The sequence below is a fragment of the Hymenobacter rubidus genome (assembly GCF_016734815.1).
GTDB lineage: Bacteria > Bacteroidota > Bacteroidia > Cytophagales > Hymenobacteraceae > Hymenobacter > Hymenobacter rubidus.
Window position 1 is genome coordinate 1 of record NZ_JAERQF010000027.1, and the last position, 26,825, is coordinate 26,825.

Annotated in this window: 20 protein-coding genes; 10 read left to right on the forward strand and 10 right to left on the reverse strand. The window is 58.4% G+C overall.

Features of this window, described 5'->3' with window-relative positions; translation table 11 throughout:
• Positions 1-97: 97 nt before the first annotated feature.
• The 4 genes from lpxA to JKL48_RS16565 all read right to left on the reverse strand — a co-directional run bounded on the left by lpxA (position 98) and on the right by JKL48_RS16565 (position 4,924).
• Positions 98-904 carry an acyl-ACP--UDP-N-acetylglucosamine O-acyltransferase gene (gene lpxA / locus JKL48_RS16550; protein WP_201984785.1) on the reverse strand — a complete coding sequence of 269 codons (807 nt, stop codon included), beginning with the start codon at positions 902-904 and terminating at the stop codon, positions 98-100.
• 108 nt (positions 905-1,012) lie between these two features.
• Positions 1,013-2,407 carry a bifunctional UDP-3-O-[3-hydroxymyristoyl] N-acetylglucosamine deacetylase/3-hydroxyacyl-ACP dehydratase gene (locus tag JKL48_RS16555; protein ID WP_201984787.1) on the reverse strand — a complete coding sequence of 465 codons (1,395 nt, stop codon included), beginning with the start codon at positions 2,405-2,407 and terminating at the stop codon, positions 1,013-1,015.
• Positions 2,408-2,508: 101 nt separating this feature from the next.
• Positions 2,509-3,549, reverse strand: coding sequence for a UDP-3-O-(3-hydroxymyristoyl)glucosamine N-acyltransferase (lpxD, locus tag JKL48_RS16560; RefSeq protein ID WP_201984789.1), 1,041 nt, complete (start codon positions 3,547-3,549; stop codon positions 2,509-2,511).
• 148 nt (positions 3,550-3,697) lie between these two features.
• On the reverse strand, positions 3,698-4,924 hold the full coding sequence (locus JKL48_RS16565) for an HD domain-containing protein (RefSeq protein ID WP_201984790.1): 1,227 nt from the start codon (positions 4,922-4,924) through the stop codon (positions 3,698-3,700).
• A gap of 244 nt (positions 4,925-5,168) precedes the next feature.
• On the opposite strand from JKL48_RS16565, the gene porX reads away from it, so the two are divergent.
• Positions 5,169-6,737 carry a T9SS response regulator signal transducer PorX gene (gene porX / locus JKL48_RS16570; protein ID WP_201984792.1) on the forward strand — a complete coding sequence of 523 codons (1,569 nt, stop codon included), beginning with the start codon at positions 5,169-5,171 and terminating at the stop codon, positions 6,735-6,737.
• Between the two features lie 34 nt (positions 6,738-6,771).
• On the opposite strand, the gene JKL48_RS16575 is transcribed toward porX, so the two are convergent.
• The 3 genes from JKL48_RS16575 to JKL48_RS16585 form a co-directional block, all read right to left on the reverse strand.
• Positions 6,772-7,251: a TonB-dependent receptor plug domain-containing protein gene (locus JKL48_RS16575; protein WP_201984794.1), complete on the reverse strand. Its 480-nt coding sequence runs from the start codon at positions 7,249-7,251 to the stop codon at positions 6,772-6,774.
• Between the two features lie 104 nt (positions 7,252-7,355).
• The gene (locus JKL48_RS16580; RefSeq protein ID WP_236668858.1) at positions 7,356-8,849 is read right to left on the reverse strand and encodes a pectate lyase family protein; all 1,494 of its coding nucleotides are present in this window, start codon (positions 8,847-8,849) and stop codon (positions 7,356-7,358) included.
• 699 nt (positions 8,850-9,548) lie between these two features.
• Complete coding sequence (locus JKL48_RS16585; RefSeq protein ID WP_236668859.1) at positions 9,549-10,805, reverse strand: pyridoxal phosphate-dependent aminotransferase; 1,257 nt, start codon at positions 10,803-10,805, stop codon at positions 9,549-9,551.
• A gap of 263 nt (positions 10,806-11,068) precedes the next feature.
• On the opposite strand from JKL48_RS16585, the gene tsaE reads away from it, so the two are divergent.
• From tsaE to JKL48_RS16605, 4 genes are all read left to right on the forward strand, one after another.
• Positions 11,069-11,506 carry a tRNA (adenosine(37)-N6)-threonylcarbamoyltransferase complex ATPase subunit type 1 TsaE gene (tsaE, locus tag JKL48_RS16590; protein ID WP_201984802.1) on the forward strand — a complete coding sequence of 146 codons (438 nt, stop codon included), beginning with the start codon at positions 11,069-11,071 and terminating at the stop codon, positions 11,504-11,506.
• Between the two features lie 91 nt (positions 11,507-11,597).
• Positions 11,598-12,824, forward strand: coding sequence for an alanine dehydrogenase (locus JKL48_RS16595; protein ID WP_201984805.1), 1,227 nt, complete (start codon positions 11,598-11,600; stop codon positions 12,822-12,824).
• 10 nt (positions 12,825-12,834) lie between these two features.
• Positions 12,835-13,665, forward strand: coding sequence for a DNA adenine methylase (locus tag JKL48_RS16600; protein ID WP_201984807.1), 831 nt, complete (start codon positions 12,835-12,837; stop codon positions 13,663-13,665).
• Positions 13,666-14,310 (forward strand): MvaI/BcnI family restriction endonuclease, encoded by a 645-nt coding sequence (locus JKL48_RS16605; protein WP_201984810.1) that lies wholly within the window; start codon positions 13,666-13,668, stop codon positions 14,308-14,310. It begins immediately after the preceding gene.
• Here the strand turns inward: JKL48_RS16605 and JKL48_RS16610 are convergent.
• Positions 14,303-15,223, reverse strand: coding sequence for a flavin reductase family protein (locus tag JKL48_RS16610; RefSeq protein WP_201984812.1), 921 nt, complete (start codon positions 15,221-15,223; stop codon positions 14,303-14,305). The two genes, JKL48_RS16605 and JKL48_RS16610, sit on opposite strands and share 8 nt — an antisense overlap.
• 79 nt (positions 15,224-15,302) lie before the next feature.
• On the opposite strand from JKL48_RS16610, the gene JKL48_RS16615 reads away from it, so the two are divergent.
• The 4 genes from JKL48_RS16615 to acs all read left to right on the forward strand — a co-directional run bounded on the left by JKL48_RS16615 (position 15,303) and on the right by acs (position 21,771).
• A complete protein-coding gene (locus tag JKL48_RS16615; protein WP_201984814.1) occupies positions 15,303-16,250 on the forward strand; it encodes a M28 family peptidase in 948 nt (315 codons plus the stop codon).
• Positions 16,251-16,422: 172 nt separating this feature from the next.
• On the forward strand, positions 16,423-17,982 hold the full coding sequence (locus tag JKL48_RS16620; RefSeq protein WP_236668860.1) for a hypothetical protein: 1,560 nt from the start codon (positions 16,423-16,425) through the stop codon (positions 17,980-17,982).
• Between the two features lie 76 nt (positions 17,983-18,058).
• A complete protein-coding gene (locus JKL48_RS16625) occupies positions 18,059-19,543 on the forward strand; it encodes an MFS transporter (RefSeq protein WP_201984822.1) in 1,485 nt (494 codons plus the stop codon).
• 314 nt (positions 19,544-19,857) lie between these two features.
• Complete coding sequence (gene acs / locus JKL48_RS16630) at positions 19,858-21,771, forward strand: acetate--CoA ligase (RefSeq protein WP_201984825.1); 1,914 nt, start codon at positions 19,858-19,860, stop codon at positions 21,769-21,771.
• Between the two features lie 77 nt (positions 21,772-21,848).
• On the opposite strand, the gene JKL48_RS16635 is transcribed toward acs, so the two are convergent.
• Together JKL48_RS16635 and JKL48_RS16640 are read right to left on the reverse strand one after the other, a co-directional pair.
• Positions 21,849-23,333 (reverse strand): exonuclease domain-containing protein, encoded by a 1,485-nt coding sequence (locus tag JKL48_RS16635; protein ID WP_201984833.1) that lies wholly within the window; start codon positions 23,331-23,333, stop codon positions 21,849-21,851.
• Positions 23,334-23,477: 144 nt separating this feature from the next.
• Positions 23,478-24,686, reverse strand: coding sequence for an AI-2E family transporter (locus JKL48_RS16640; protein WP_201984835.1), 1,209 nt, complete (start codon positions 24,684-24,686; stop codon positions 23,478-23,480).
• A gap of 197 nt (positions 24,687-24,883) precedes the next feature.
• Here JKL48_RS16640 and JKL48_RS16645 point away from each other — a divergent pair, with 197 nt between their 5' ends.
• Positions 24,884-26,809 (forward strand): DNA topoisomerase IV subunit B, encoded by a 1,926-nt coding sequence (locus tag JKL48_RS16645; protein WP_201984837.1) that lies wholly within the window; start codon positions 24,884-24,886, stop codon positions 26,807-26,809.
• The last annotated feature ends 16 nt before the right edge of the window (positions 26,810-26,825 follow it).

Here is a 26,825-nt window from a genome sequence, read left to right on the forward strand (position 1 = left end):
CATGCTGAACGGTCTTTAAGACCAATGACAAACTGTGGCTTGGCCCAATGGGGTACCACCACAAACATATGATGACGTTCATCTGTTTAGCCCCGCGTTACTCCGATTCGCTGCCGTCGGGCCGGCCCCGCTTGGGGCCTTTGATGATGCCGCGCGTGGCGGCGCGCACAAAGTCAACGGCCGTGTCGCGCTCCGGAGTAGCCGGCAATTCCCGTTCAATCTGGGCCAGGGCGTCGTGGTTGTTGAGGCCTCCCAAAAAGAGCGTGCGGTACAGCTGTTGCACCAGGTTGATGGCGTCTTCGCTGAAGCCACGGCGGCGCAGGCCCACCGAGTTGGCCCCGGCGTAGGAGAGGGGCTCCCGGCCGGCTTTCACATACGGCGGCACGTCCTTGCGTACGAGCGAGCCGCCCGAAATCATGGCGTGGGCGCCGATTTTTACGAACTGGTGCACCGCCGACGAGCCGCCGACAATGGCGTAGTCCCCGATTTCGACGTGGCCCGCCACCTGCACCGTATTGGCCAGAATGCAGTGGTGGCCAATGATGCAGTCGTGCGCTACGTGCACGTAGGCCATGAGCAGGCAGTGGCTGCCCACGCGGGTTTCGCCGCGCTCCACGGTGCCGCGGTTCACGGTCACGCACTCCCGAATCACGGTATGGTCGCCGATAACGGCAGTGGTTTTCTCCCCGGCAAACTTCAGGTCCTGCGGCACCGCGCCCACCACAGCCCCCGGAAATACCTGGCAGTGCGCCCCAATGCGCGCCCCGCTCATGACGGTCACGTTCGGCCCAATCCAAGTGCCCTCTCCAATTTCGACATCGGCCGCAATGGTCGTAAACGGTTCAACGATTACGCCCGGCGCAAGGCGAGCTTCGGGGTGAATATGGGCAAGGGGAGAAATCATTCTACTCAATTAACAATTAACAATGAGCAATTAACAATTATCAGACAAGGAGCGTGAAAGGTTTAGTAGCCAATTGCTCATTGCTCATTGATAATTGTTCATTGATTTTTAGGCGTCTTTGCGGACGATGGCAGCGCTCATCTCGGCTTCGCACACCACTTTGCCGTTCACGAAGGCTTGGCCCCGCATTTTGGCAATGCCGCGCTTGATGGGGGCCAGCAGCTGGCAGTGGTAGATAATGGTGTCGCCGGGCAGCACTTTTTTGCGGAAGCGGGCATTTTCGATGCCCAGAAAGTATTGCCAGTAGTTTTCGGGGTCCGACACGGTGTTCATCACCAGAATGCCGCCGGTCTGGGCCAGGCCCTCAATCTGCAGCACGCCGGGCATCACCGGGTTGCCGGGGAAGTGGCCCTGGAAGAAGGGCTCGTTGATGGACACGTTTTTCACGGCCGTCACCACCTGGTCGTCCAGGTGAATGACTTTGTCAATCATCATGAACGGGTAGCGGTGGGGCAGCACCTGCATGATGCGGTTGATGTCCATCACCGGCTCGCGGTTCATGTCGTACACCGGCACGGGGTTGCTGCGCGCCTCCAGCATCTTTTTCTTAATCTTCTTGGCGAAGGCGACGTTGGCCGCGTGGCCGGGGCGGGCGGCCAGAATCTGGCCTTTCAGCGGGCGGCCCACCAGGGCCAGGTCGCCCACAAGGTCGAGCAGCTTGTGGCGGGCCGGCTCGTTTTTGTGGCGCAGGTCCACGTTGTTCAAAATGCCTTCCTTCTTCACCGACACGCGGGGCTTGCCCAGCATCTTGGCCAAGTCGTTCAGCTCGTCGTCGGTCACCACGCGGTCGACCACCACGATGGCGTTGCTCAGGTCGCCGCCCCGAATCAGGTTGTTTTTGTAGAGCATTTCCAGCTCGTGCAAAAAGCAAAAGGTGCGCGACGAGGCAATTTCTTCGCTGAACAGGCCAATATCCGTGAGCGTGGCGTGCTGCGAACCCAGCACCGGCGAGTTGTAGTCCACCATCACCGTCAGGCGGTAGTCGGACAGGGGCAGGGCCGCGATTTCCACGCCACGGGCGTTGTCGACGTAGCGAATGCTTTCCGGGATTTCGTAATAGTTGCGCAGCGCATTCTGCTCCTCGAAGCCCACCGTCGTCAGCGCCTTAATGAACTCCGCCGACGACCCGTCCATGATGGGCGGCTCGGGGCCGGAGAGCTGAATCAGCACGTTGTCAAGCTGCAAGCCCACCAAGGCGGCCAGGGTGTGCTCCACGGTATTCACGCGGGCTCCGTTCTGCTCGATGGTGGTGCCGCGGCTCAGGTCCACCACGTTGTCTACGTCGGCATCCACGATGGGCTGGCCGGGCAAATCCACGCGTTGAAACTTATAGCCGTGGCCCACCGGGGCGGGGCAAAACGTCATGGTGGCTTCCACGCCGGTGTGCAGGCCAATGCCGCGCACGGTCACGGGCGCCTGAATGGTGTGTTGCTTGTCGTTCATTTCGGTTAGTTGTCAGTTGTCAGTTGTCAGTTGTGAGCACGCTAAGCCGGAAAAGCCCTAGCAACTGACAACTAGCAACGAACAACTAAGAGACTACAAAGCTAGGGCTTTTCCGTCGCGTTTTTTGCCTTTTCCAACTCGCTCACGCGCTGCTCCAATTCGGGCAGCCGGCGAAAAACGATTTGGGCTCGCTGGTTTTGCTTGAAGTCGAAGGCGGTAGACCCCTGCAGAATGGTGCCTTCCTGCTTCACGTTCTTGCCGATGCCCGACTGGGCCGTGACGGTGGTTTTGTTGGCCAGGGTGACGTGGCCGGCCATGCCCACCTGCCCCGCCAGCACGCAATGGTCGCCGATTTTGGCCGAGCCCGCGATGCCGGTTTGGGCCGCGATGACGGTGTGCTGGCCGATTTCGACGTTGTGCGCCAGCTGCACCAGGTTGTCGATTTTGCTGCCCCGGCCCACGCGGGTTGAGCCCAGGGTGGCGCAGTCGATGGTGGCGTTGGCCCCGATGCTCACAAAATCTTCCAGCACCACGTTCCCGATTTGGGGAATGGCCTTATAACTGCCATCGGGCTGCGGCGCGAACCCAAAGCCGTCGGTGCCCACCACGGCGCCCGCCTTGACGACGCAAAACTGCCCGATGACGGTGTCCGAATAAATTTTGGCCCCGGCGTGGATGATGCTGCCCGCCCCAATCGTGACCCGGTCGCCGATGTAGGCGTGCGGAAAAATCAGTACGTTTTCGCCCAGCTTGCAGCCTTCGCCGACGTAGGAAAAAGCGCCCCGGTAGTGCCCGGAACCTATTTCGGAACTTGCGCCAAAGTAGGAGGGCTGCTCCACGCCGCGCTTGCCGGTGCGGGTGGCCTGTGCGTAGAATTCGAGCAGCTGGCTGAAAGCAAGGTAGGGATTCTCGACCCGGATGAGGGTGGGCTTGACGGCTTCGCGCAGTTCCTGCTCGCGGCCCACAATGACCGCCGAGGCCCCGGTGGTGTACAAAAAAGGCTCGTATTTGGCGTTCGAAAGAAACGTGAGGGAGCCCGCCTGGGCTTCTTCAATCTTGGCCAGGCTGGAGATGCCCTGGGAAGCATCGCCCTGAACGGTGCCGCCGAGAACTTCGGCAATTTGCTGAACGGTAAATTCCATAGGCAGCAAAATTAGGGGGCGGTTGCTATCCAGAACGTCATGCCGAGCGCAGCGCAGCATCTTTACGGCTGTAGTAAATCAATCGATTGGATTAGTATCGAGGCAAAGATGCTGCACTGTGCTCACCATAATGCTCATTTACAATTGATTATACTATTTCTTTTGGGTAGCAGATGTAGAATTTCTCAACCCGTTGGCTCAGGGCTCGAATGTTGGGCAGGTCGGAGGCTTCCATGACGTTTACTACATCGCCTTTTTTGGTCAGTATTTCGATGGGCTCGCCGCTGGGATTATAAGCGCTATTGCTCAGGCGGCCGGATATCATCAGCAACTCGGCTTCTTCGGGCGACAAGCCGAATTTCTCTTCGATTAGCTCGCGGATGCCCAGGCGGAACTCTTCGTCGAAGGCCTCGGGCGCCAGCACAATTTTGAGCAGGTTGCGGTGCAGAATGCTTTTGGCGAGGTAGCTGAGCACCTTATCGGGGTGGCCGGCCCAGGCCTTGATGGCCGACCAGATATCGTAGTCGTCCAGCTCCACAAAATGGCTGAGGATTTTCTCGTTTTTCTCGAACTCCTCCAGGCTCACGGCCCGGCCCAGGAAGTAGCCCAGGCAGGTATTGGCGGGCACCTCTACGCCGCGCCGGGCCAGGTCGCGGGCGCGTTGCACCACCCGGATAACCATTTGCTCGGCCGAAGTCACGGTTTTGTGCAGGTACACCTGCCAGTACATCAGCCGCCGGCTCACCAGGAAGTTCTCGACCGAGTAGACCGCTTTTTCTTCGAGCACCAGCTGTTCGTCGTGCACGCGCAGCATTTTGATGAGGCGGTCGGCACCGGGGCGGCCTTCTTCCACGCCGGTATAAAAGGAGTCGCGGTTGAGGTAATCGAGCCGGTCCATGTCGAGCTGGCTGCTCACGAGCTGATGAAAAAACGGTCGGGCATACGTGCCGTCAAACATGGCAATGGCCAGGCTCAGCTTGCCGTGAAACTCGGCGTTAAGCCGCTGCATCAGAAACAACGAAAGCTGCTCGTGCGGCACGTCCTGAAAAATAGCCGTTTCAAGCGCGTGGGAGAGGGGGCCGTGCCCCACGTCGTGCAGCAGAATGGCGGCCAGCGCCGCTTCGCCCTCGGCGGCCGAAATCTTTACCCCTTTGTCCTTGAGCGTGCGCAGGGCCAGCGACATCAGGTGCATGGCACCCAGCGCGTGGTGAAAGCGCGTGTGCAGCGCCCCCGGATACACAAACCCCGTGAGCCCGAGCTGCTGAATGCGCCGCAGCCGCTGAAAGTAGCGGTGCTCGATGAGGTCGAACAAAAACTCCGTGGGGATGGTGACGAAGCCGTAGACGGGGTCGTTGAAGATTTTTTTCTTATTCACAGAGGCGGCCAAAAGGGGAAGGAGCGGAAGGCAGAAAACAGAAATGCGGGCATACTGCCACGAAACAGGCAACATTTGCACCCGCCGCCCGTCCCTGACTGAACGCGAAACTACGGCGCACCGTTTGAGCAAGCTCATCACTCCGTAGCTGAACGCAATTGCGTTTTACGATATCCATTCGGGACGTCTTACGTTACTAACGCAAACCAAGACCCCAAGTCCCCAAGACCCTCAGTCCCTATCTATGCAACAAACCACCATTCTCTGGGCCGACGACGAAATCGACTTGCTCAAGCCGCACCTGCTGTTTCTCAAGGAGAAAGGCTACGACGTGACCCCCGTCAACAGCGGGGCTGATGCCATCGAGGAAATTCAGGAGAAGAGTTACGACCTCGTGTTTCTTGATGAGAACATGCCCGGCCTCACCGGCCTGCAAACCCTCACCGAAATCAAAGCCATCCGGCCTACCGTGCCCGTGGTGATGATTACCAAGAGCGAGGAAGAGCACATTATGGAGTCGGCCATTGGTGCGAAAATCGCCGATTATTTAATTAAGCCGGTTAATCCGAGCCAGATTCTGCTGTCGGTGAAAAAGGTGCTGGATAACAAGCGCCTCATCAGCGAAGCCACCAACTCGGGCTACCAGCGCGATTTTCGCCAGCTCGGCATGCAGTTGTCCGACCGCCTTTCGCCCTCGGAGTGGGCCGAGGTTTACAAGAAGCTGGTGTATTGGGAGCTGGAAATCAACGAGACCGAAGGCAAAAGCATGGCCGAAGTCTTTAACATGCAAAAGGACGAAGCCAACTCGTATTTCGGCCGCTTCATCACCGAGAATTACGAGGATTGGGTGAACGGCGACGACAAGGATGCGCCGCTCATGTCGCACCAGCTGTTCAAAGAGCGGGTATTCCCGACGCTGAAAGCCACCGGCGACACCCCCGTGTACTTTGTGCTCATCGACAACCTGCGCTACGACCAGTGGAAAGTGCTCGAGCCGATTATCACCGAAATGTTCACCGTGGACAGCGAGGAAATGTACTACGCCATTCTGCCCACCACGACGGCTTATGCGCGCAACGCCATTTTCTCGGGCATGATGCCGTCGGATATCCAGAAAAAATACCCCAACCTCTGGGTGACCGACGACGACGACGAAGGCAAAAACCTGCACGAGGCTGAATTCATGGAAATTAATTTCCAGAAGAATAACCAGAAGGCCAAGCACAGCTACCACAAGGTAACGAACCTGCAAGCCGGCAAGGATTTGCTGGGCAAAATGAGCAACCTGCACAATAATTACAAGTGCAACGTCATTGTCTACAATTTCGTGGACATGCTCTCGCACGCCCGCACCGACATGGCCATGATTCGGGAGCTGGCGGCCGACGAATCGGCCTACCGCAGCATCACCCGCTCGTGGTTCCTGCACTCGCCGCTGTATGAGATGATGCAGCAGATTGCCGAGAAAAAAGGCAAGCTCATCATCACCACCGACCACGGCACCATCCGCTGCAAGCGCCCGTATAAGATTGTGGGCGACCGCAATACCAACACCAACCTGCGCTACAAGCACGGCAAAAACCTGGGCTTCGACGACTCGCGCGACGTGTACGTGGTGCGCAAACCGGAATCGATTTTCCTGCCGCGCGAGAATGTGAGCACGGCGTACGTATTCACCATTGGCGACTACTTTTTCGCCTACCCCAACAACTACAACTACTACGTGAACTACTACAAGGACACGTTCCAACACGGCGGCATTTCGCTGGAAGAGTGCATCATTCCTTATGTGACGCTCACGCCGAAAGGGTAGTAATTGCCTTATGCAAACAAAGAAGAAAGCTGCCTCAATTGAGGCGGCTTTCTTCTTTTGCAGGCTGATAGAGGTATTTTCGGGGGCGGTGTTTCAGCGTGATTATAATGGCTCCGTTGGCAGCCCTGCTGCCGTAAAGGGCAGTGGCGGCGGCCCCTTTCAGTACCTGCAGGGCTTCAATGTCATTCGGGTTAATTGACTTTAGGTCCTGTTCCTGCATCAACTTTCCATCTACTACACACAAGGGCATATTGCTGGCGGTAAGCGTGCTGGCGCAGGTTATTCGAATGGGCTTATTCTGTGGTTTCGCCAATTCAGCGGATTTTGTGACCTCGATACCGGGCTTGCCCTGAGCAGATGAATCATCGGATGACTGCGCCTGGGCACGATTGATAAGCATCGTTCCCAGACTCAACAACCCGGCTAAATAAGTTGTCCTGAACAGCATGTTGGAAAGAATTGAAGTGAGAAGGGACACGCCAGAAGTGGCGTATTGATAGGATGCCTTTTTCATTCAAATGACACATTGCTGGTGTTAAAAGTGATTCAGCATGGTTGCCCTGGTATGTTGAATGCCACCTGCAACCAGCCTGACTTATGCACCTTGCCGGCCTACTTTTAGCGCCCTTTCTGCTGACGCGAGGGCTTGGGTGTAGCCATCAGCTCGCTGCTGCTGGCCAGGCTGTTGAGGTACTCTTCGAGGCGGGTGTAGCCAGCGGTACCAAGGGCGTTGCGGTCGGCTTCGTTCCTGGGGTTCAGGCCGTGGCTGGTTTCCCAGGCATCGGGCATGCCGTCGTGGTCGGCATCGGGGGGCGCAGTGCCGCCCCTGTAGGCGGGCCAGCCGCCGACATCTGTTTGCGTGTCGATAATGCCCTGATGCAGGCCATACGTGGCGCTGCCGCCCGGGCTGCTGCCGCTGGCCGTGCCGGTGCGGGTTTCCTGCACAATGCGCGCGTCCACCGCGTCGCGCACCGGCACGGTGGCCCCGGCGTCGGCCAGTACGGCACGGTAAGCGGCCTCGGCCGATTGGGTAGTGATGGGCGCCAGATTAGGCGTTTCCGCCTTTTGCCGGAAGCGAGCAAAGTTGGCCGCTGTCTCGGGGTAATAATGCAGCCGGATGCCCTTCCAGTTATCGGCCGTGACGGCGGGGTAGCCCGCATCGTAATTGCCTGCTGTGTATACTGTAGCAACCGGCTTATCCGGCTTGGCGGCATCGTAAGCTTCGGTAATGTCGAAGATAACGGCTGCCCGGTCCGCCGGGGTCGCCGGCCCGCTTTTGTAGTAGTTGTTCACCATGTTCAACTGGCCCGCGCCGCCGTTGATTTTAACTTCGTTGCCGTAGGCGGCGCGCATGTTACCCCAGTTGTAAATCACATTGTTGCGGTAGTCGACCACGGCCGTGGTGTCGTGGGCCCGGGCGCCGTTGAAGCGGATGGCGCGGCTGTGGTGGTGCGCCACCAGGTTGTGGTGGTAGGAGGCGTACTGCCCGCCCCACACACCGGCGTAGCCGTGGTCGCCCTTGCCATTGAACGACGAGTTCAGGCTTTCGCTGATGATGCACCACTGCACGGTGGAGTACTTGTTGTCGTAGAACGTGGCCGCTTCTTCAATCGACCAGCTCATGGAGCAATGGTCGACGATGAAATTGCGGCAGTTTTCCATGTTCAGCCCATACACACCAGACACGTTGGCCCCCGACGTATTGCCGGGCCGCGAGCGCAGGTAGCGCACAATCAAGTTGTCGCCGTGTAGTTTAAAACTATAGTTTTTCAGGCAGATGCCATCGCCCGGCGCCGTCTGCCCCGCAATGGTGACATTAGAGCGCGAGGGTTTCAGGGCAGATTTAAGCTCAATCAGTCCGCCCACCCGAAACACAATGGTGATGGGCTCGCCGGGGTACTGCGCGAAGGCTTCCCGGAAACTGCCCGGCCCCGCGTCGGCAAGGGTGGTCACCTCGACAACTTTGCCCCCACGGCCACCGGTGGCCAAGCGACCGAACCCCTCGGCTCCGGGGAAAGCAACGACTTGGGCGTGAGTAGGCATAGCGGCTGCCGCACCCATTGCCAGGGCCAGCGAAAAGGTGTGCAGGGGGTGGTTGCAGGAAGCAGTCATGAACTGAACAAAGTGGTAAAAGAGGCTGATTCACGCGCGGTAGGTAACGGACGCGGTGTCGGTGCAAGTCGGCTGAAAGCAGTCGCAATTTCTCCCTTTACTCAGTTCATATAGCTATAGCATCTTAGCCCCTTACTGGTCGGCATTCACTATTTCATTGCAGAAAGAGGCCCATGCATCAATCAGCTTTCACACCTAATGAAGTAGAACTTAATTCAGGCGCCTACAATTTGGCGTGAGCCTGCAGAGCCCGCTTTATTCAGCTTTATCCTCATAATGAGGAAGAAGGAAGTAAAAAAGGTATAATCCAACAGAAAAGTGCAAAATTAATTTGCACTATCACCGAAACTCACTATACATTTGTGACGTAATATGTGAGAATAATTAGTGCTTTTGCAAGAATACTATCCGGTATTTGCGCTGTCAGTAGAACTATAATTAGCTAGTCACAAAACGCTGGTATAGTACGTGTTTATAAATTATTATATTTTATCATTAGGTAAAAGCCAATTTGCGACCGGTGAAACTGCTTGATTAAGCAAGAAAGCAGAGTACTGATTTGCATTTGGCCTTGCTCAAAGGCTGTCAGCACTGCTGACAGCCTTTTTTGCACTAAAAGAGGGGCGTCGGTAACGACGTCCCTCTTTTACATAGTTATCTTCCTTAGCCAAGCGTAAGTACCGGCTAAGCTAGTTTCCCCTACTTCAGCTTGTCCAGGGCCGCTTTCAGACGCGGCAGGGCTGCCAGAATCGATTCTACGGTTTCAGCGCCAACCGAGGCGCGGAACCAAGGCTCTGAAGCGGGCGAGCCGAAGGCGCTAAAAGGCACCAGCGCCAACTTTGCTTCCGAAATGAGGTAGGAGGTGAGTTCGGCCGTGGTGGTGAGCGCCGTACCGTCGGGGGCGGTGCGGCCCAGCACGTCGATTTTGGCGGTGAGGTAGATGGCGCCGGCCGGAGCCACGGCATCGACGGGGTAGCCCTGGGCTTTGAGTTCTTTCAGCCCCTCGAATAGCGCAGTGAGCGAGGTTTGCAGGCGGCCTTTAATACTGGTTAGAAACTCATCGACGGCGTCGGTTTGGGGCAGAAATTTGCCGGTGGCTACCTGCTCGGCCTTGGGCGCCCAGGCGCCGACGTGGCCCAGGATGGACTTCATCTTGTTGATGATGGTGGCCGGACCGAAGCTATAGCCCACGCGCACGCCCGTGGCAGCGAAGCACTTAGAAGTGCCGTCGATGTAGATGACGTAGTCGCGCAGCTCGGGGCGCAGGCTCACGGGGTCGAAGTGCTTGGCCTGGCCGAAGGTGAGGAGCCAGTAAATCTGGTCGTAGAGAATGTAGAGGGGCTTTTCGTCGGGGCCGCGGCGCTTGTTTTCGGCAATCACCAAGTCGCAGATTTCCTCCAGGCCTTCCTTGGTGAATACCGTACCGGTCGGGTTCAGCGGCGAGCACAGGGCCAACAGGTTGGCGCCCGCTACGTGCGGCGCCAGGTCGGCCGCCGTGGGCATGAAGTTGTTTTCGGGCTGGGTAGCCACGGCAACGGGCGTGGCCCCTACGAGGTGGCAGTAGTGGTTGTTGTTCCAGCTGGGAAGTGGAAAAATGGCCCGGTCGCCCTCGTCGAGCAGCGCCCGGTAGGTAGCGTAGATGAGCGGGCGCGAGCCGCCAGCAATCAGAATATCGTTGGGGCTGTACACCAGGCCCTGGCGGTTTTTCAGAAAGTCAGCCACACTTTGGCGCAGGTCGGCCATGCCGGCAGCGGGCGGGTAGTTGGTTTGGCCGGCCTGGTAAGCCCCGATGATGCCGCTGGTGAGCCCGGCCGGAATCGGAAAAATCTTGGAGTCGAAATCGCCAATGGTCAGGTTGCAGATGTTCGCGCCCTGGCGCACCTGTTCGCTTACCTGGTTGCCAATTCGAATGATTTCAGAGCCGATGAGTCCGGCTGCCATTTTAGATACTTGCATGAAAAAACGGGGGTATAAATGCCGCTTCGGCCCACGAAGGTAAAGGACTGGGTGGGGAAAGAAGGAGGAAATGTTGCCACCAAGGCTCCGGAAATACCCCGTCGGCCCTTAAATCCCATGGTTTTGGATTCGTTAACCGATGCGCTGCTCCGGGTTTTCTCCAGGTTTGGAATCAGCCGGAGCAAAAGGGAAAAGGCCGTTGCAACCCGAATTAATCCCGCTTACCTCCGCCGTATGTCGCGGGCAGGGGGTAATTTTGTGGCATGTCGCCTTTGTCAATCCCTATTCCCACCCAGGCAGCGCTGCCGGCTGCCGCTGCCCAGCTACGCGCCGCCATTGCCGAAGCAGGCTGCTCGGTGGTTGCTTTCGAGGGCGAAATGGGAGCGGGCAAGACCACGCTGATTCGTGCCCTGGCGGCGGAGCTGGGCGTGGCCGACGACGTGAGCAGCCCCACTTTTTCCTTGGTCAACGAGTACCGCGACGGCCACGACGAACCCGTGTACCACTTCGATTTCTACCGCATCGATTCGGTGGAAGAAGCTGAGCGAATGGGCGCCGCAGAGTACTTTGATTCCGGGTATCTTTGTTTGGTGGAATGGCCCGCCCGTGTGGCGGAACTGTTGCCGGCGCCCCATCTCAAAGTTCAATTGGACGTGCTGAATGCCGAAAGCCGGAAAATCGAAGTAAAAATTATCAATTAAGAATTAGCGATGACGCATTAGCAGTTGATAACCGATGCTTGGCGTCAGGTTTCAATGCTCAACGGCTGCATTTTGAATTCACACCGTCCCCATGCCCGAACAGCTACCCTCCGGTTTTGAGTCCCTGGCCACGAGCCGCGCCTATTTCACGCAGGAATCGATGCTGGCGGTGGAAACGCGCAAGCGAAAACTGTTTATCGGCCTGCCCCGCGAAACCTCGCTGCAGGAAAACCGCATCGGCCTCACGCCCGAAGCCGTGCAACACCTCGTGACCGAAGGCCACGAAGTGCTGATTGAAGCCGGCGCCGGCGAGCCCAGCAAGTACGCCGACCACGCCTACTCCGAAGCTGGCGCTCAGATTGCCTACTCCACCGAAGAAGTTTTCAAGGCCGATGTGCTGCTGAAAGTGGCCCCGCCGACGCTAGAGGAAATTGAGCTGCTACACCCCGGCCAAACCCTGATTTCGGCCCTGCAAATGGGTTCCATGACCCAGGAATACATTGCGGCGCTGGCCCGCAAAAAAATCAATGCCATCGGCTTCGAGCTGATGAAGGACCCCAGCGGCGCCCGCCCCGTGGTGCGCGCCATGAGCGAAATTGCGGGCTCGACGGTGATGCTGATTGCGGCCGAATACCTGGCCCGCTCCAACGAAGGCAAGGGCATTATTCTGGGCGGCATCACGGGCGTGCCACCGTCGCAGGTCGTCATTCTCGGGGCCGGCACGGTGGCCGAATACGCCGCCCGCGCCGCCACTGGCCTCGGGGCCGAGGTGAAGGTGTTCGACAACCACCTCTACAAGCTGCGCCGCCTTAAGCACAACCTGGGCATGCAGCTCTACACCAGTACGTTGGATACCTTCGCGCTCAGCCAGCAAATCCGTCGGGCTGATGTGGTGATTGGAGCCTTGGCCGTGGAGGACGGCCGCATTCCCTTCATGGTGCCCGAGGAAATGGTGGCCAGCATGTCGCCCGGCTCCGTGGTTATCGACGTGAGCATCGACCAGGGCGGCTGCTTCGAAACCAGCGAGATGACCAGCCACAGCAAGCCCGTGTTTCGCAAGTACGACGTGGTACACTACTGCGTGCCCAACATTGCCTCGCGCGTGCCCCGCACCGCCACCAACGCGCTGAGCAACATCTTCACGCCCATTCTGCAGGAAATCAGCCAGCACGGCGGTATCAACGAGGTGCTGTTCACCAACGAGCATTTCCGCAGCGGCGTGTATATCTACCGCGGCTCGCTGACCAATGCGATGATTGCGAAGAAATTTAATTTGCGGTACAAGGAATTGGGGCTGTTGATTGCGGTGCGGAATTAATTATTGAATTTTGAATAAGGTAGCAGGTTCATTATTTCCGGATTATAATCCCACAGTAGAAAATTGTGTTCTCACCCCCGCGCTCAAATGGGCGGGAGGCAAGCGTTGGTTACTGCCATACTTACAGCCTATTTGGCAGCAGTTTCATCGCCGCCGACTAGTAGAGCCATTTGTTGGGGGAATGGGCGTTGCGTTGGGTTTGAAACCGAGACAAGCACTATTGTCAGATAGCAATGAGCACCTGATAAATTTTTATCAGTGGTTACAGAAAGGCTTGGTGACAAATACCGATTTCTATAATGAAGAATCTGCGTTTTATGAGGCGCGGGCACAATTCAACAGTTTAATTAAAGCGGGCCAGGCGCATTCTAAAAAAGCAGCCGAGTTATTCTATTATTTGAATCGAACGTGCTTTAACGGTTTGTGTCGTTTTAATAGCAAAAATGAGTTTAATGTTCCGTTCGGACGATACAAGAAAATCAACTATACACAAGACTTTACTTCGTACCAGTCAGGCTTGAACAAATGGCAGATAACGTGTCATGACTTTGAACACACGAAAGTGGCAGGCAATGATTTTCTCTACGTTGACCCGCCCTACGATACGCCATTCAGTCAATACGGAAAAGAGGATTTTACTTGGGACGACCAGTTGCGTTTAATAAACTGGCTAAATCGCCAGGAAATACCGATGGTCGTTACCAACCAGGCAACGGCGCGCATTATAGAGACTTATAAAGCTGCCGGTTTCTCGATTATTACCTTACTGGCGCCCCGACGCATTGCTAGTTCGGGTGACAGAACCCCGGCGCTAGAAATGCTGGCTACCAAGAACATCTAAATGGAGAGAGCCGACGCGGTCAGACTGTTGAATCAGCTAATTAATAAGGACTTGGTGCAGGTCGCTCACGCCCATGGGGTCACTATTTTTAAGGGTGGCAAAAAAAACAAAGGTTGGGCCGGTCACACGCTGGAACGGTTTTTGTCCCTGCCATTAAATAGCTCGCGGGCGCCCAATTTTGGAAGTTGGGAATTGAAATCGACTTCACTGGTGCGTAGCAAGCGCGATGGTAGCCTGCGGGTAAAAGAAACCATCGCCATCACGATGCTCGACCCTGTGGAAATCACACAGAAAGAGTTCGAGGAAAGTCATCTATATAACAAGCTGCGCAAGACGCTGATTGTGGCCCGAATCCATGAAAACCAACGGGAAGAGCAATCCTTGTTGCATAGCATTGCCGAATTTGATTTAACCAATCCAGCACTGCACCGGGCTTTAAAAGCCGATTATGACCTCATCCGGGAAAACGTGCGGCAAGGTAACCCCCTGTCTGGCCGCTTAGGGAAATATATTCAGCCGCGCACCAAGGGAGCGGGGCACGGCAGTACTTCCCGCGCCTTTTATGCCCGACCCGTATTGGTGGCTCATTTGCTCAATATTGCGCCTATACGATTTGATGACGAATCGGTGGTGTCTCTCAAATAGAGGGAAATTTAATTAGCAACACCTTCCACGCCTCCACCAGCCGCCCCTCAGCTAGAAACTGGCGACCCAGCAGCAACAATTGTTTCTTGAGTTCCGGCGCGTCGTCGCGGTATTTATTTAACAGGTAGGCCACCATCGGCTCGGATTTAAATTCCTCCACTTGCTCCGGTGTGGGCAGGGCGTCGCGCTCGATGTTGGCAAGGCGGCCCAGCTCGTTGCCGGTGAGCACGTCGGAGTTGCGCAGGTGCTCAGGTAGCTGGTCGATGCCGATGCCAATGTGGCGGTTGGGCTTGGGCACTTCGAACAGGCTGGCGCCGCTGGCGCGGCAGTACCAATCGCCGCCCAGGCGGGCCACGGCGTCGAGCTTGTACGGGTCGATGCCGGTGGCGTCGGGCAGGAGGATGTCATGGCGAAAGTGGGCGCGCACGACGCGGCAGATGATGAGGTTACCGGCCCCGTTGTTCTGGCCCAGCTCAATTACTTGCTCCACTACGCACTCGAAGGCGGCCGGCGCTTCGGCCACGCGGGGCGGGCGCACGAGTTCGGAAGCCAGCTCGGTGAGGCCGGCTTTGGTGAATTCGTTCACGCCCTTGGCGTACTCGGTGCTGGCCAGCGACATCTGCTCGACCAGCGCGTAATCGCAGATGTTGATGACGACTTCGGGCACCTCGCGCACGTTTTGCAGGGTGTGCTTTTGGGTGTTGTCGCGCACGCGGTTGGCGGGCGAGAATACGAGGATGGGCGGGTTGGAGCTGAATGCGTTGAAGAAGCTGTAGGGACTCAGGTTTACGCGGCCCTCGGCGTCGATGGTGCTGGCAAAGGCCACCGGGCGCGGGGCCACGGCGCCCACCAGAAACGGGTGCCACTGGGCGGGCGTGAGGTCGGAAGGGGTGAGGGAGTGGAAGTCGGCCATAAGGCTGCAAAGGAAACACCGAAGCGGCCGAACGAAGCCGTCGCTTTGGGATTATGCGCCAGGCCGTAGCTTTAGCCGCATGTACAAGGCGTTGCTGTTTTTAGTGTTCTCCGGGTTTAATATGGCGGCCCAGGCTGCGCAAAACGGCCCCACGCCACCCGCAGCCGATACCGCCCGGCTGCGGCAGCACCTCCGGTATCTGACCAGCACGGAGCAGCCTCGCAACTACCAGCATCCGGCCGTGCTCGATTCCGTAGCGGCTTATTTGGCACAGCAGCTGCGGACGGCTGGGGCCTACGAAGTTGGCGGACAGCCTTATGCCGTGCGTGGGCAGACTTACCGCAACGTGCTGGGCTCGTTTGGGCCCGCTACCGGCCCTCGGCTCATCATTGGGGCGCACTACGATGTGTGCGGCAACCAAACCGGCGCCGACGACAACGGCACTGGCGTGGCCGCCCTGCTGGAGCTGGCGCGCCTGTTGGGCCAACAAGCGGCGCTGCTGTATCGAATTGATTTGGTCGCTTATACCCTGGAAGAACCACCGTTTTTCCGTACCCAACAGATGGGGAGCTACGTGCATGCCGCTGGTCTAAAAGCCGCCGGTGTGCCGGTGCAGGGGATGGTGGCGCTCGAAATGCTGGGGTATTTCGACGACCGGCGCGGCACGCAGCACTACCCCATCGGGCCGCTAAAATTCGTGTACGGCAGCCGGGGCAACTACGTGACGGTGGCCCAGAAATTCGGCAACGGTCGCTTCGGCCGGCGGTTTGCGCGCCACTACCGGGCCCATGCTCACTTGCCCGTCAAACGATTTAAAGCGCCTGCCTGGCTGCCGGGCATCGACTTCTCTGACCACCTCAACTACTGGCGTTTTGGCTACCCCGCCGTGCTGCTTACCGACACCGCTTTTTATCGCAACCAGAACTACCACCAGTCTACCGATACCTTGGGGCGGCTGGATATGCGGCGGCTGGGGCTGGCCGTCGATGCGCTGCTGGCCACGGTGCTGGCGGGAAAGCAGCAGTAAGCCTGTGCCCGGAACGGAAACTCCTTTTTAATCTGGGAGGCCGCGCGCAACAAAGCACCATACCCATGACACCACTTCCCAAACCGCTTCGGAAAGTCAACATAGCTTTGCTACATTAAAATTTTTAATACCAGCTTAACTTTCGCGACCACAACGCCCTACCTTCACTTTTATGACCCAAAGACTACGCTATATCCTGCCGGTTGGCGGCCTGTTGCTCGCCACCGCTGCCATTGGCCAAACGGTGCCGCCCGTGACCAGAACCCCCGGCCAGCCGCCCGAGGCGGCGCCGGTGCCCCCGGCACCGCCCAAACCCGTGCCGTATGGCGCAGGCATGAAGGTGAACCTCTCGCCCGATGGCTCCAAATACCTGCGCTTTCAGGGCTGGACGCAGGTGTGGGCCCAATACAATGAAAACAACAGCAACACCTTGCGCAACAACAAGCTCACGAGCGACCAGCTGGCTTTTTCGTTGCGCCGCTCGCGCCTGGTGATACTGGCGCAGCTCAACGCCCGGTTCCTGACTTACATTGACTTGGGCATGGAAAACCAGGCTGCCGTGAGCGGCGGTGTGCCCAACGACCCCAACGGGCCCGGCAAACGCTCGCCCCTGTACCTGCACCAGGCCGTGGCCGAATACCGCATCAACAAATACCTGAACATTGGCGGCGGCCTGCACGCTCAGGCAGGAGTTTCACGCTTCACCGCGGCCAGCACGGCCTCGATGGTGGCCATCGACATTCCCACGGTGAACTTTCCGACGGTCGACCAGACCGACCAATTCAGCTACTTTCTGGGTTTTTATGGCAAAGGCCGCATTGGTAATTTTGACTACCGACTGGCCGTTGACGATGCGTTTCTGACCAACCAGGCCAGCAACCCGCTGCCCGTTTCGGCCACCAACCCGAGCGGTTTGCGAACCAACGTGGCCCAGTTCAACCCCCGGAATACCAGCAAAATTTACCAAGGGTATTTCTCGTATGCTTTTCTGGAAAAAGAGGCCAATCTGGTGCCCATGACCGTTGGCACCTACCTCGGCACCAAACGGGTGCTGAATATCGGCGCGGGCTTTCATTACAACGCTAACGCCACGTATTCGCGCGCGGCCGACTATCCGTATTCCGACCTGACGCCCCAGCCCGCCGGCACCACGCCCACGCCCAAGGGCTTCGACCCGTACTCGCTCACCACTACGCACGACATCAAGCTCTTCGGCGCCGATGTGTACTACGACGCGCCCATTGATACGGCCTCGAACACCTCGCTGACGGTGTATGGGGTGTACTATAACTACGATTTTGGGCCCAATTACGTCCGCAACGTTGGTGTTATCAATCCGGGGACGGGCATTGGCGGCGGCACAGGGCCGGCCAGTCTCACGGGCAATGCCTTCCCGGTCATTGGCACGGGCCACACCTACTACCTGCAAAGCGGCCTGCTGCTGCCCCGCAAACTGCTCGGACCCAAGGCGCGCCTGCAGCCTTACGTGACCTATCTGCACAATAGCCTGGAGGGCCTGTTGAACCCGGATGGCACCCGCAAAGCGGTGAACGTGTACGATGCCGGCCTCAACCTGCTGCTGGATGGCCACAACGCCAAAATTACCCTCAACTACCGCGCCCGGCCCGATTTCTCCGACCAGGTTTTCCTGCCCGCCAACAACGGCGCCGCTACCGTGAACAGCGTGCAATACCGGCCTGAAGTGACCATGCAGTTCCAGGTGTATTTGTAAACTGCTGGCAGCGGCCAGTACCTTGGCTTCCGTTCCCAATCTTTTCTTCCCACCCAATCAAAACCCTTTCAACCCGATGCCCATAGAACAACGTTTAACCCAGCCCGATGGAACGGCGGTGGCGCACGACAACAACACGACGCCCACTCGCCAAATCTGGCAGGTTATCACGGCCTCGTCGGTGGGCACGGTGATTGAGTGGTACGATTTTTACATTTTCGGTTCGTTGGCGGCCATCATCGGGCCGGTGCTGTTTGGGCAGGCCGGCGACCTCACCAAGTCCTTGCTCGGGGCGCTGGCCGTGTTTGGGGCGGGCTTTGTGGTGCGGCCATTCGGGGCCGTGTTTTTTGGCCGCATCGGCGACATGATTGGGCGGAAATACACCTTTTTGGTCACGCTGCTGATAATGGGCGGGGCCACATTCATCACCGGCCTCATTCCGAGCTACGACACCATTGGCATTGCCGCCCCGGTTATCGTCGTAATTCTTCGCCTGTTGCAGGGCTTGGCGTTGGGCGGCGAGTACGGCGGGGCCGCCACCTACGTGGCCGAGTACGCGCCCGACCAGAAGCGGGGCTACTACACCAGCTTCATCCAGATTACGGCTACCGGCGGGCTGATTCTCAGCATTACCGTCATCCTCATCACCCGCAAAGTCTTGGGCGAGCCCGCCTTCAAGGAGTGGGGCTGGCGCATTCCGTTCCTGCTGTCGGGCTTTCTGGTTATTGCCTCGTACTACATCCGCCGCCAACTGCACGAGTCGCCGCTGTTTGCCAAGGCCAAAGCCACCGGCACCACCAGCAAGAGCCCCTTGCGCGACTCGTTCGTGAACCCCGTCAACCGCCGGCTGGTGCTCATTGCGCTGTTTGGCGTCACCATGGGCCAGGGCGTTATATTCTACACCAGTCAGTTTCAGGCCTTCACCTTCATGAATGCCACGCTGAAGCTGGACATTGTCGATTCGAGCATCATCATGGTGGTGGCCATGCTGCTGGCCACGCCGTTGTTCGTGTATTTCGGCTCGCTGTCGGACCGCATTGGGCGCAAGCGCATCATCATGACGGGCATGATTTGCGGGGCGCTGTTCACCATGCCGCTTTTCTACGGCCTGAAGGCCTTTGCCGGGCCGCTTACCGAAATCACGCCCGCCACGGTCGATGCCGCGGGCCAAGCCGTGCCGGCCGTGATGAAAGCCCTCACGCCCAACGTACCGGCCATGATTGCGCTGGTGTTCTGCCTTGTGCTGTTCGTGACCATGGTGTACGGCCCCATTGCCGCCTACCTCGTCGAGCTGTTCCCCACCAAGGTGCGCTACACCTCGCTGTCGGTGCCCTACCACATTGGTAACGGCATTTTCGGGGGCTTCGTGCCGCTGGTCGCCACGTCCATTGGAGTGTGGGCGGCGGCGCAACCAGCCGGCACATTTGCCAAAGAGCACAGCAGTATTGTGGGCTTGATTTACCCGGTGGTTATCGCCCTGATTTGCTTCTGCGTGGGCGTAGCCTACATGAAGGACGTGCGCAACGTGAAACTGATGGAAGACCAGCCCGACGCGGCCTAGCGATGGCAACAGCGTCGGCACGGCACTGACGCATATTTTAGGTCCCTAACCCAGCCCCGGCCATGCTCTAGGCCGTTCGGTGTGCCCAAGCACCGATTCGGAACCAAGCAGCAAGTGTTAGTGTGCGCCGACAAGGAGGTAGATAGGCCCGAAACACTATTTGTACTGCCGGGATTTAGTTTGTGGAGAGCCGAATTTAGTCCGGCATGAGCAGCGTTTCGTTTAGCCCAAGCAGGCCTCCGTGCGATGCAATCCCGCATTTCCTGCCTCTACCAACTTATAACGTGTCATTCAACACTCATCATTCCTCCCAAATGTCCGCCATTCGCACCCGCACGCCAGAAGAATACCAAGCCGACTACCAGCAGTCCGTTGCCGAACCCGACGCCTTTTGGGCCACCGTAGCCGAGCCCTTCACCTGGCGTAAAAAGTGGAAATCGGTCCGTGGTGGCGAATTTTCGCCCGCTGGTACCAGCACTTGGTTCGATGGCGCTACGCTCAATATTACCGAGAACTGCCTCGACCGCCACCTTGCCCAGCGGGCCAACAAGCTGGCCATCGTTTTCGAGCCGAATGACCCCAAAACCCGCCACCTGCGCCTGACCTACCGTGAGCTGCACGAGCAGGTGTGCCAGTTTGCCAACGTACTCAAGAAAAACGGCGTGCAGAAAGGCGACCGGGTGGTGCTCTACCTGCCCATGATTCCGCAGCTCGCCATCGCCACGCTGGCCTGTGCCCGCATCGGGGCCGTGCATTCGGTGGTGTTCGCCGGCTTCTCGGCCACCGCCATTGCCGACCGCATCAACGACGCCGATGCCCGTTTCGTCCTCACCGCCGACGGCCTCAACCGCGGCGCTAAGCAAATTCCGGTCAAAAGCGTGGTCGATGAAGCCCTGGAGCAATGCCCCGGCGTGCGCTGCGTCATCGTGGTGGAGCACACCGGCTGGCCCGTGCAATGGAAAGCCGGTCGCGACGTGTGGTACCACGATGAGGCAAAAGGCATCCCAACCGACTGCCCCGCCGAAGAAATGGCCGCCGAAGACCCCTTGTTCATCCTCTACACCAGCGGCAGCACCGGCAAGCCCAAGGGCGTGGTGCACACCCAGGCCGGGTACATGGTGTGGGCCGATTACACCTTCCGCAACGTGTTTCAGGTGGAAGAAAACGACGTGTACTGGTGTACCGCCGACATCGGCTGGGTGACGGGCCACACTTATGGCCTCTACGGCCCGCTGTTGGCCGGCAGCACCACGCTGCTGTTTGAGGGCGTGCCCACGTTCCCGTCGCCAGGCCGTTTCTGGGAGGTAATTGACAAGCACCGCGTTACCATTTTCTACACCGCGCCCACGGCCATCCGCTCCCTCATGGCCCATCCGGTCGACCACGTTTTGGCCTATTCGCTCAGCAGCCTGCGCGTGCTCGGCTCGGTGGGCGAGCCCATCAACGAAGAGGCCTGGCACTGGTACCACCAGCACGTGGGCAAGGGCCGCTGCCCCATCGTGGATACCTGGTGGCAGACCGAAACCGGCGGCATCATGATTTCGGCCCTGGCCGGCATCACGCCCAGCGTGCCCGCCCGCGCCGGCCTGCCACTGCCCGGCGTGCAGCCCGTACTCCTCAACCAGGACGGCACCGAAATCGAAGGCAACGACCAGGAAGGCTACCTCGCCATCAAGGCCAGCTGGCCGGGCGTCATCCGTACCACCTGGGGCGACCACGAGCGGGCCCGTCAGACGTATTTCACGCCCTACCCCGGCTATTACTTCACCGGCGACGGCGCCCGGCGCGACGAAAACGGCCTCTACCGCATCATCGGTCGCGTCGATGACGTTATCAATGTCTCGGGGCACCGCTTCGGTACCGCCGAAATCGAAAATGCCATCAACCAGAGCGACTACGTAGTGGAAAGCGCCGTGGTGGGCTACCCGCACGATGTGAAGGGGCAGGGCATCTACGCCTACGTCATTTGCCAAAACGGTTTGCCCACCACCGAGCTGGAAGTGCAAATGGCTGAAGCCAGCATCCTCGAAGCCGTGGTGGCGCAAATTGGCCGCATCGCCAAGCCCGACAAAATTCAAATCGTAAGCGGCCTGCCCAAAACCCGCTCCGGCAAAATCATGCGTCGCATCCTGCGCAAAGTAGCCGAAGGCGAAACCAGCAACCTCGGCGACGTAACCACCCTCCTGGACCCGCTCATTGTGGATGAGATTGTGGCAGGGAAGAAATAACGGTTGACCTAAAACCAGAAGCGCCGCCCGATGCATTTCGGGCGACGCTTCTGGTTTTGGCTAATGCGCGAAAGCCCTTACCCAAATACCTTCACCCGTTCGCCCTTGTGTTTGGTGCGCAGGTGCTGCCGGATAATCTGTTGCACGTCCTTATTATCGATATAGGGTCGGATTACGTCCCTGAAATCGGCCAGCTTGCGGGCGGTGAACGTTTCATCAACGTAGCCGAAGCCCCGGTAGCGGCCATTTTCTACCAGCACAATGCTCTTTTCCAATTCGGTGCGGCCGGCCCCGATGACCACAAACGTCTCGTGGTCGTAGCTGATGCTGTCGATGGCTTCGTCTACCCGTAAGTTGTAGGTTTCGGGGGGTTCCTGGCCCACGCAGGCGCCCTGGCAGCGGTGCACCTGGTAGTCGAAGCACGGGCCCTGGGTTTTGTAAAGGCCGCACAGCTTCTGGCAGAGGTTATACTTGGCCACTTTGTGGTAGAGAAAGCCCTGGGCCTTGTATTGATTGCCGAGCGCAATGATGGGGATTTCGGCGTTGCGGGCGTCGGCGCGGCCGTAGGCCAGGCGCTTGTAGCCCTGCTCGTCGACCCGCAGGTAGATGCCTGCCGGGAACACCGAGCGGCGCTGGGCACGGTTATACGCCGGCTTGAGCTGCTTGATGAGGTGCGACTCGTAGAGCAGCGCCACCAGTTCCGAACCAGTCAACTCCCACGTGATGTCGGCAATAGAATTCTTGAATTCCAGGCTCTTGCGCGACTTCACATCCACGGCAAAGTGCTGCTGGATGCGCTTGTAAATGTTGATGGATTTGCCAACGTAAATCACCTCGCCGGCCTCGTTGTGGAAGTAGTACACGCCCGTGGCCTGCGGCAGGCTGGCCACCACGGCGGCCGGCAGCAGCGGCGGCATCAACGCCTCGCGGATGGCGGTTTGCACGGCGGCCACGCGCTTGGGCGACGGGGCTTTGGTACCGTCGGGCCTGCGGCCGGCCGGGGCGAGGGCATCTACGCGGGCCAGGGTATGGCTCGCATCGGCGCCGTGGGGCAGGTCCTCGCTTTCGGACGTGATTTTGAGCAGCTTGCCGAACAGTAATGCGGTGGCGTGGGCATCGCCGGCGGCGCGGTGCCGGCCTTCGAGCGGAATGCCGATGTTTTGGCACAGCTTGCCGAGGCTGTAGCTGGGCTGGCCCGGAATGAGGCTGCGCGACAAGCGCACGGTGCACAGCGTTTTGCGCGAGTAGTTGTAGCCCAGGTCGGCAAACTCCTTCTTCAGAAAGGAGTAATCGAAGCGCACGTTATGGGCCACAAATACGCAGCCTTCGGTCATTTCCACCACCTTGCGGGCCACTTCGTGGAACTTGGGCGCGTCGCTCACCATGTCGTTGGTGATGCCGGTGAGCTGTGTGATGAAGGGTGGAATGGCCCGCCCCGGATTGAGCAGGGTGGCGTACTCGTCCACGATTTTCTCGCCGTCGTGAATGTAGATGGCTATTTCGGTGATGCGGTCCTGGGTGGGCTGCCCGCCGGTGGTTTCAAGGTCGATAATGGCGTACAAAGCGGCGCGCAGAAGGTGGTCGGTAGGAATGCTAACAAACGTAGCCTAGTAGAAGGTTGCAGAAAGTGACAGCGGCGTAAAACCAGCAGGTTATGCTTCGGCCCCGCGCGGCATCGCCTTCAAAAACGCTTCCCTAACTCCTCTTTACATCCGCTTCACCATGTGCCAGAACGTGCCCCAGGCTTTGCGCAAGGCGCCGGGTTTATCGTCCGACTTATCTTTGGGCGTTTCCTCGCCCTCGGTCACATCACCCAGCAGGAAGCCCCAGGGCTCGGTGGTTTTGCTGGCATCGAACACCACCTTGAGTACGGCCACCAATGGAATGCTCAGAATCATGCCCGGTGTGCCCCACAGCTCGCCCCCCAGAATGAGGGCCACGATGGCGGCCATGGGGTTGATGCTTACTTTGGAGCCCGTTATCATGGGCGTAATGAAGTTGCCTTCCAGAAACTGCACGAACATAAACACGCCCACCACGGCCGCTGCCTTGCCCAAGGAGCCGGTTTCGACCAGCGTGACCAAGGCCGGAATGGTGGCGCCCACCATGATGCCGATGTAGGGAATGACGGCCATGACGGAGGCAAAAACCGCGAAGAAAATGGCAAACTTCACGCTGAGCAGCAGCAGCCCAATGGCATTCAGTACCGACACGACCACAATGACCGTGAGCAGCCCCTGGATGTAAGCCTGCACCACGGTCTGGATACTGTCCATGGTGTGCAGCACGGTGGTGCGCTTGTCGGGTGCCACAAAGCGGAACATGAACTGGCGCATGTGGTCGCGGTAATACAAAAAGCAGAAAATGTAGATGGGCACCAGCGTCGTCACGCTCAGAATGCCGGCCGTCAGGCTCAGCGTGGAGCCGAGGTAGCCACCCGCCGACTTTTTTACCGATTTCATCGACGTGGCAATCAGCTCTTCCTTGCTCATGGGGTGGTAGCCGAATTTCACGCTGGCCCACTGCTGAAACTCGTCGAAGTACACCAGCGCCTTGTCTTGCAGCTTGGGCAACTCGTCGCGCAAGGTCAGGAGCTGGGTGCCGAATAGATAAATCAAGCCGGCCAGTGCCAGCACCAGCAGCAGGAGGGTGGCAATGATGGCCCAGACGCGCGAAAATTTCCAGCCCTCGAAGCGGACCACCAACGGCAGCAGCAGTACCGACAGCAAGCCGGCAAACAGGATGGGCAGCAGCACCCCGTCGAGCTTGTGCAGCACAAACACGAGCAGCGACAGCCCAATCAACAGAAACGTGTACTTGATAATCGGCGACTGCTTCACCTCGGCCGGCGCGTGGTGCTCCGTGGCCGAAGGAATGTTGTGCGGGCGGTTGAAGGTATTGGGACGAGGAAGCATTAACATCAAATAAGGAAGCCGGGGGTGGAGAATTGGTGCGGAAGGCGCGGTGCCGGGTGAACCAGTGCCCGGACTGCGGTGTTGGAAACTAAATAATTTGGCGGGGCTAACTAAGCTCACTGGCAGGGGCTGGCTTGGCGCGCCGCCGTTTTCTGCGTTATTTTACTCCAAACTGCCCTGCTTACGTATTTTTTGTAATGAACGACGAACAATTACCGCTCGCGCCCGCCATGCCCGACCACGGCTATAATGAAGACAGCATTCGCTCGCTGGACTGGCGCGAACACATTCGCCTGCGGCCGGGCATGTACATCGGCAAGCTCGGCGATGGCTCGGCGTACGACGACGGCATTTATGTGCTGGTGAAAGAAGTCGTCGACAACTGCATCGACGAGCACGTCATGGGCCACGGCCGCACCATCGACATCAAGATTTCGGACTCCCGCGTGCAGGTGCGCGACTACGGCCGGGGCATTCCGCTGGGCAAGGTGGTGGACGTGGTAAGCAAAATCAACACCGGCGGCAAGTATGACAGCAAGGTGTTTCAGAAGTCCGTCGGCCTCAACGGCGTGGGCACCAAGGCCGTGAATGCTTTGAGTGGCTATTTCCTGGTGCAAAGCGTGCGCGAAGGCATTATGAAGGCCGCCGAGTTTGCCCAGGGCAAGCTGGTGAGCGACCCCAAGCCCCAGAAAACCAGCCAGCGCAACGGCACGCTCGTCACGTTCCAGCCCGACGACACCATTTTCAAGAACTACCGCTTCATCCCGGAGTACCTCGAAAATCAAATCTGGAACTACGTCTACCTCAACGCCGGCCTCACCATCAACTTCAACGGCCAGAAGTACTACTCCGAAAACGGCCTGCGCGACCTCCTCGCCCGCAAAGCCGATGAGGAAAGCATGCGCTACCCCATTATCCACCTGAAAGCGCCGGATATTGAGATGGCCATGACCCACGGCAACGACTACGGCGAGGAATATTATTCCTTCGTGAACGGCCAGTACACCACCCAGGGCGGTACCCACCTGGCGGCGTTCCGCGAGGCCGTGGTGAAGACCGTGCGCGAGTTCTACAAGAAGGACTACGACGCCACGGACATTCGCGCCTCTATCATTGCCGCCATCTCGGTGCGGGTGCAGGAACCCGTGTTTGAGAGCCAGACCAAAACCAAGCTCGGCAGCGTGAACATGGGCGAAGACGGCCCCACGGTGCGCGGCTTCATCCTCGATTTCGTCAAGGAGCACCTCGACAACTACCTGCACAAAAATGCCGATGCCGCCGAGAAATTGCGCAAGCGCATCGAGCAGAGCGAGCGGGAGCGCAAGGACATGGCCGGCGTGAAAAAGCTGGCCAACCAGCGCGCCAAAAAAGCCAACCTGCACAACCGCAAGCTGCGCGACTGCCGCTTCCACCTGGGCGAAAACGCCAAGGACGGCGCCGAGAAAGAGCTTTTGACCACGCTCTTCATCACTGAAGGCGATTCGGCGTCGGGCTCCATCACCAAGAGCCGCAACGTGGAACTGGAGGCCGTGTTCAGCCTGCGCGGCAAGCCGCTGAATTGCTTCGGGCTGAAGAAGAAAATTGTGTATGAAAATGAGGAACTGAACCTGCTGCAGCACGCCCTCAACATTGAAGAAGGTATTGAGCACCTGCGCTATAACCGCGTGGTGGTGGCCACCGACGCCGACGTCGACGGCATGCACATTCGGCTGCTGCTGCTCACGTTCTTCCTCCAGTTCTTTCCGGATTTGGTGCGCAACGGCCACGTTTTCATCCTCGAAACGCCGCTGTTCCGCGTCCGCAACAAAAAGGAAACCATCTATTGCTACAACGAGCAGGAGAAGCAGGAAGCCATGCGCAAACTGGGCAGGAACCCCGAAATCACCCGCTTCAAAGGCCTCGGAGAAATCTCGCCTGAAGAGTTTGGCAAGTTCATCGGCGAGAACATCAAGCTCGAACCCGTCATCCTGCAATCGGACCGCAGCATTCAGCAGGTACTCACCTATTACATGGGCAAAAACACGCCGGCCCGCCAGGAATTCATCATCGAGAACCTGCGGCTGGAAAAAGACCTCATCACCTCCGACGTGCTGCCAACTGCTGAGGTAGTTGAAGTCGTCTAGGTCAAGCATGAATTGG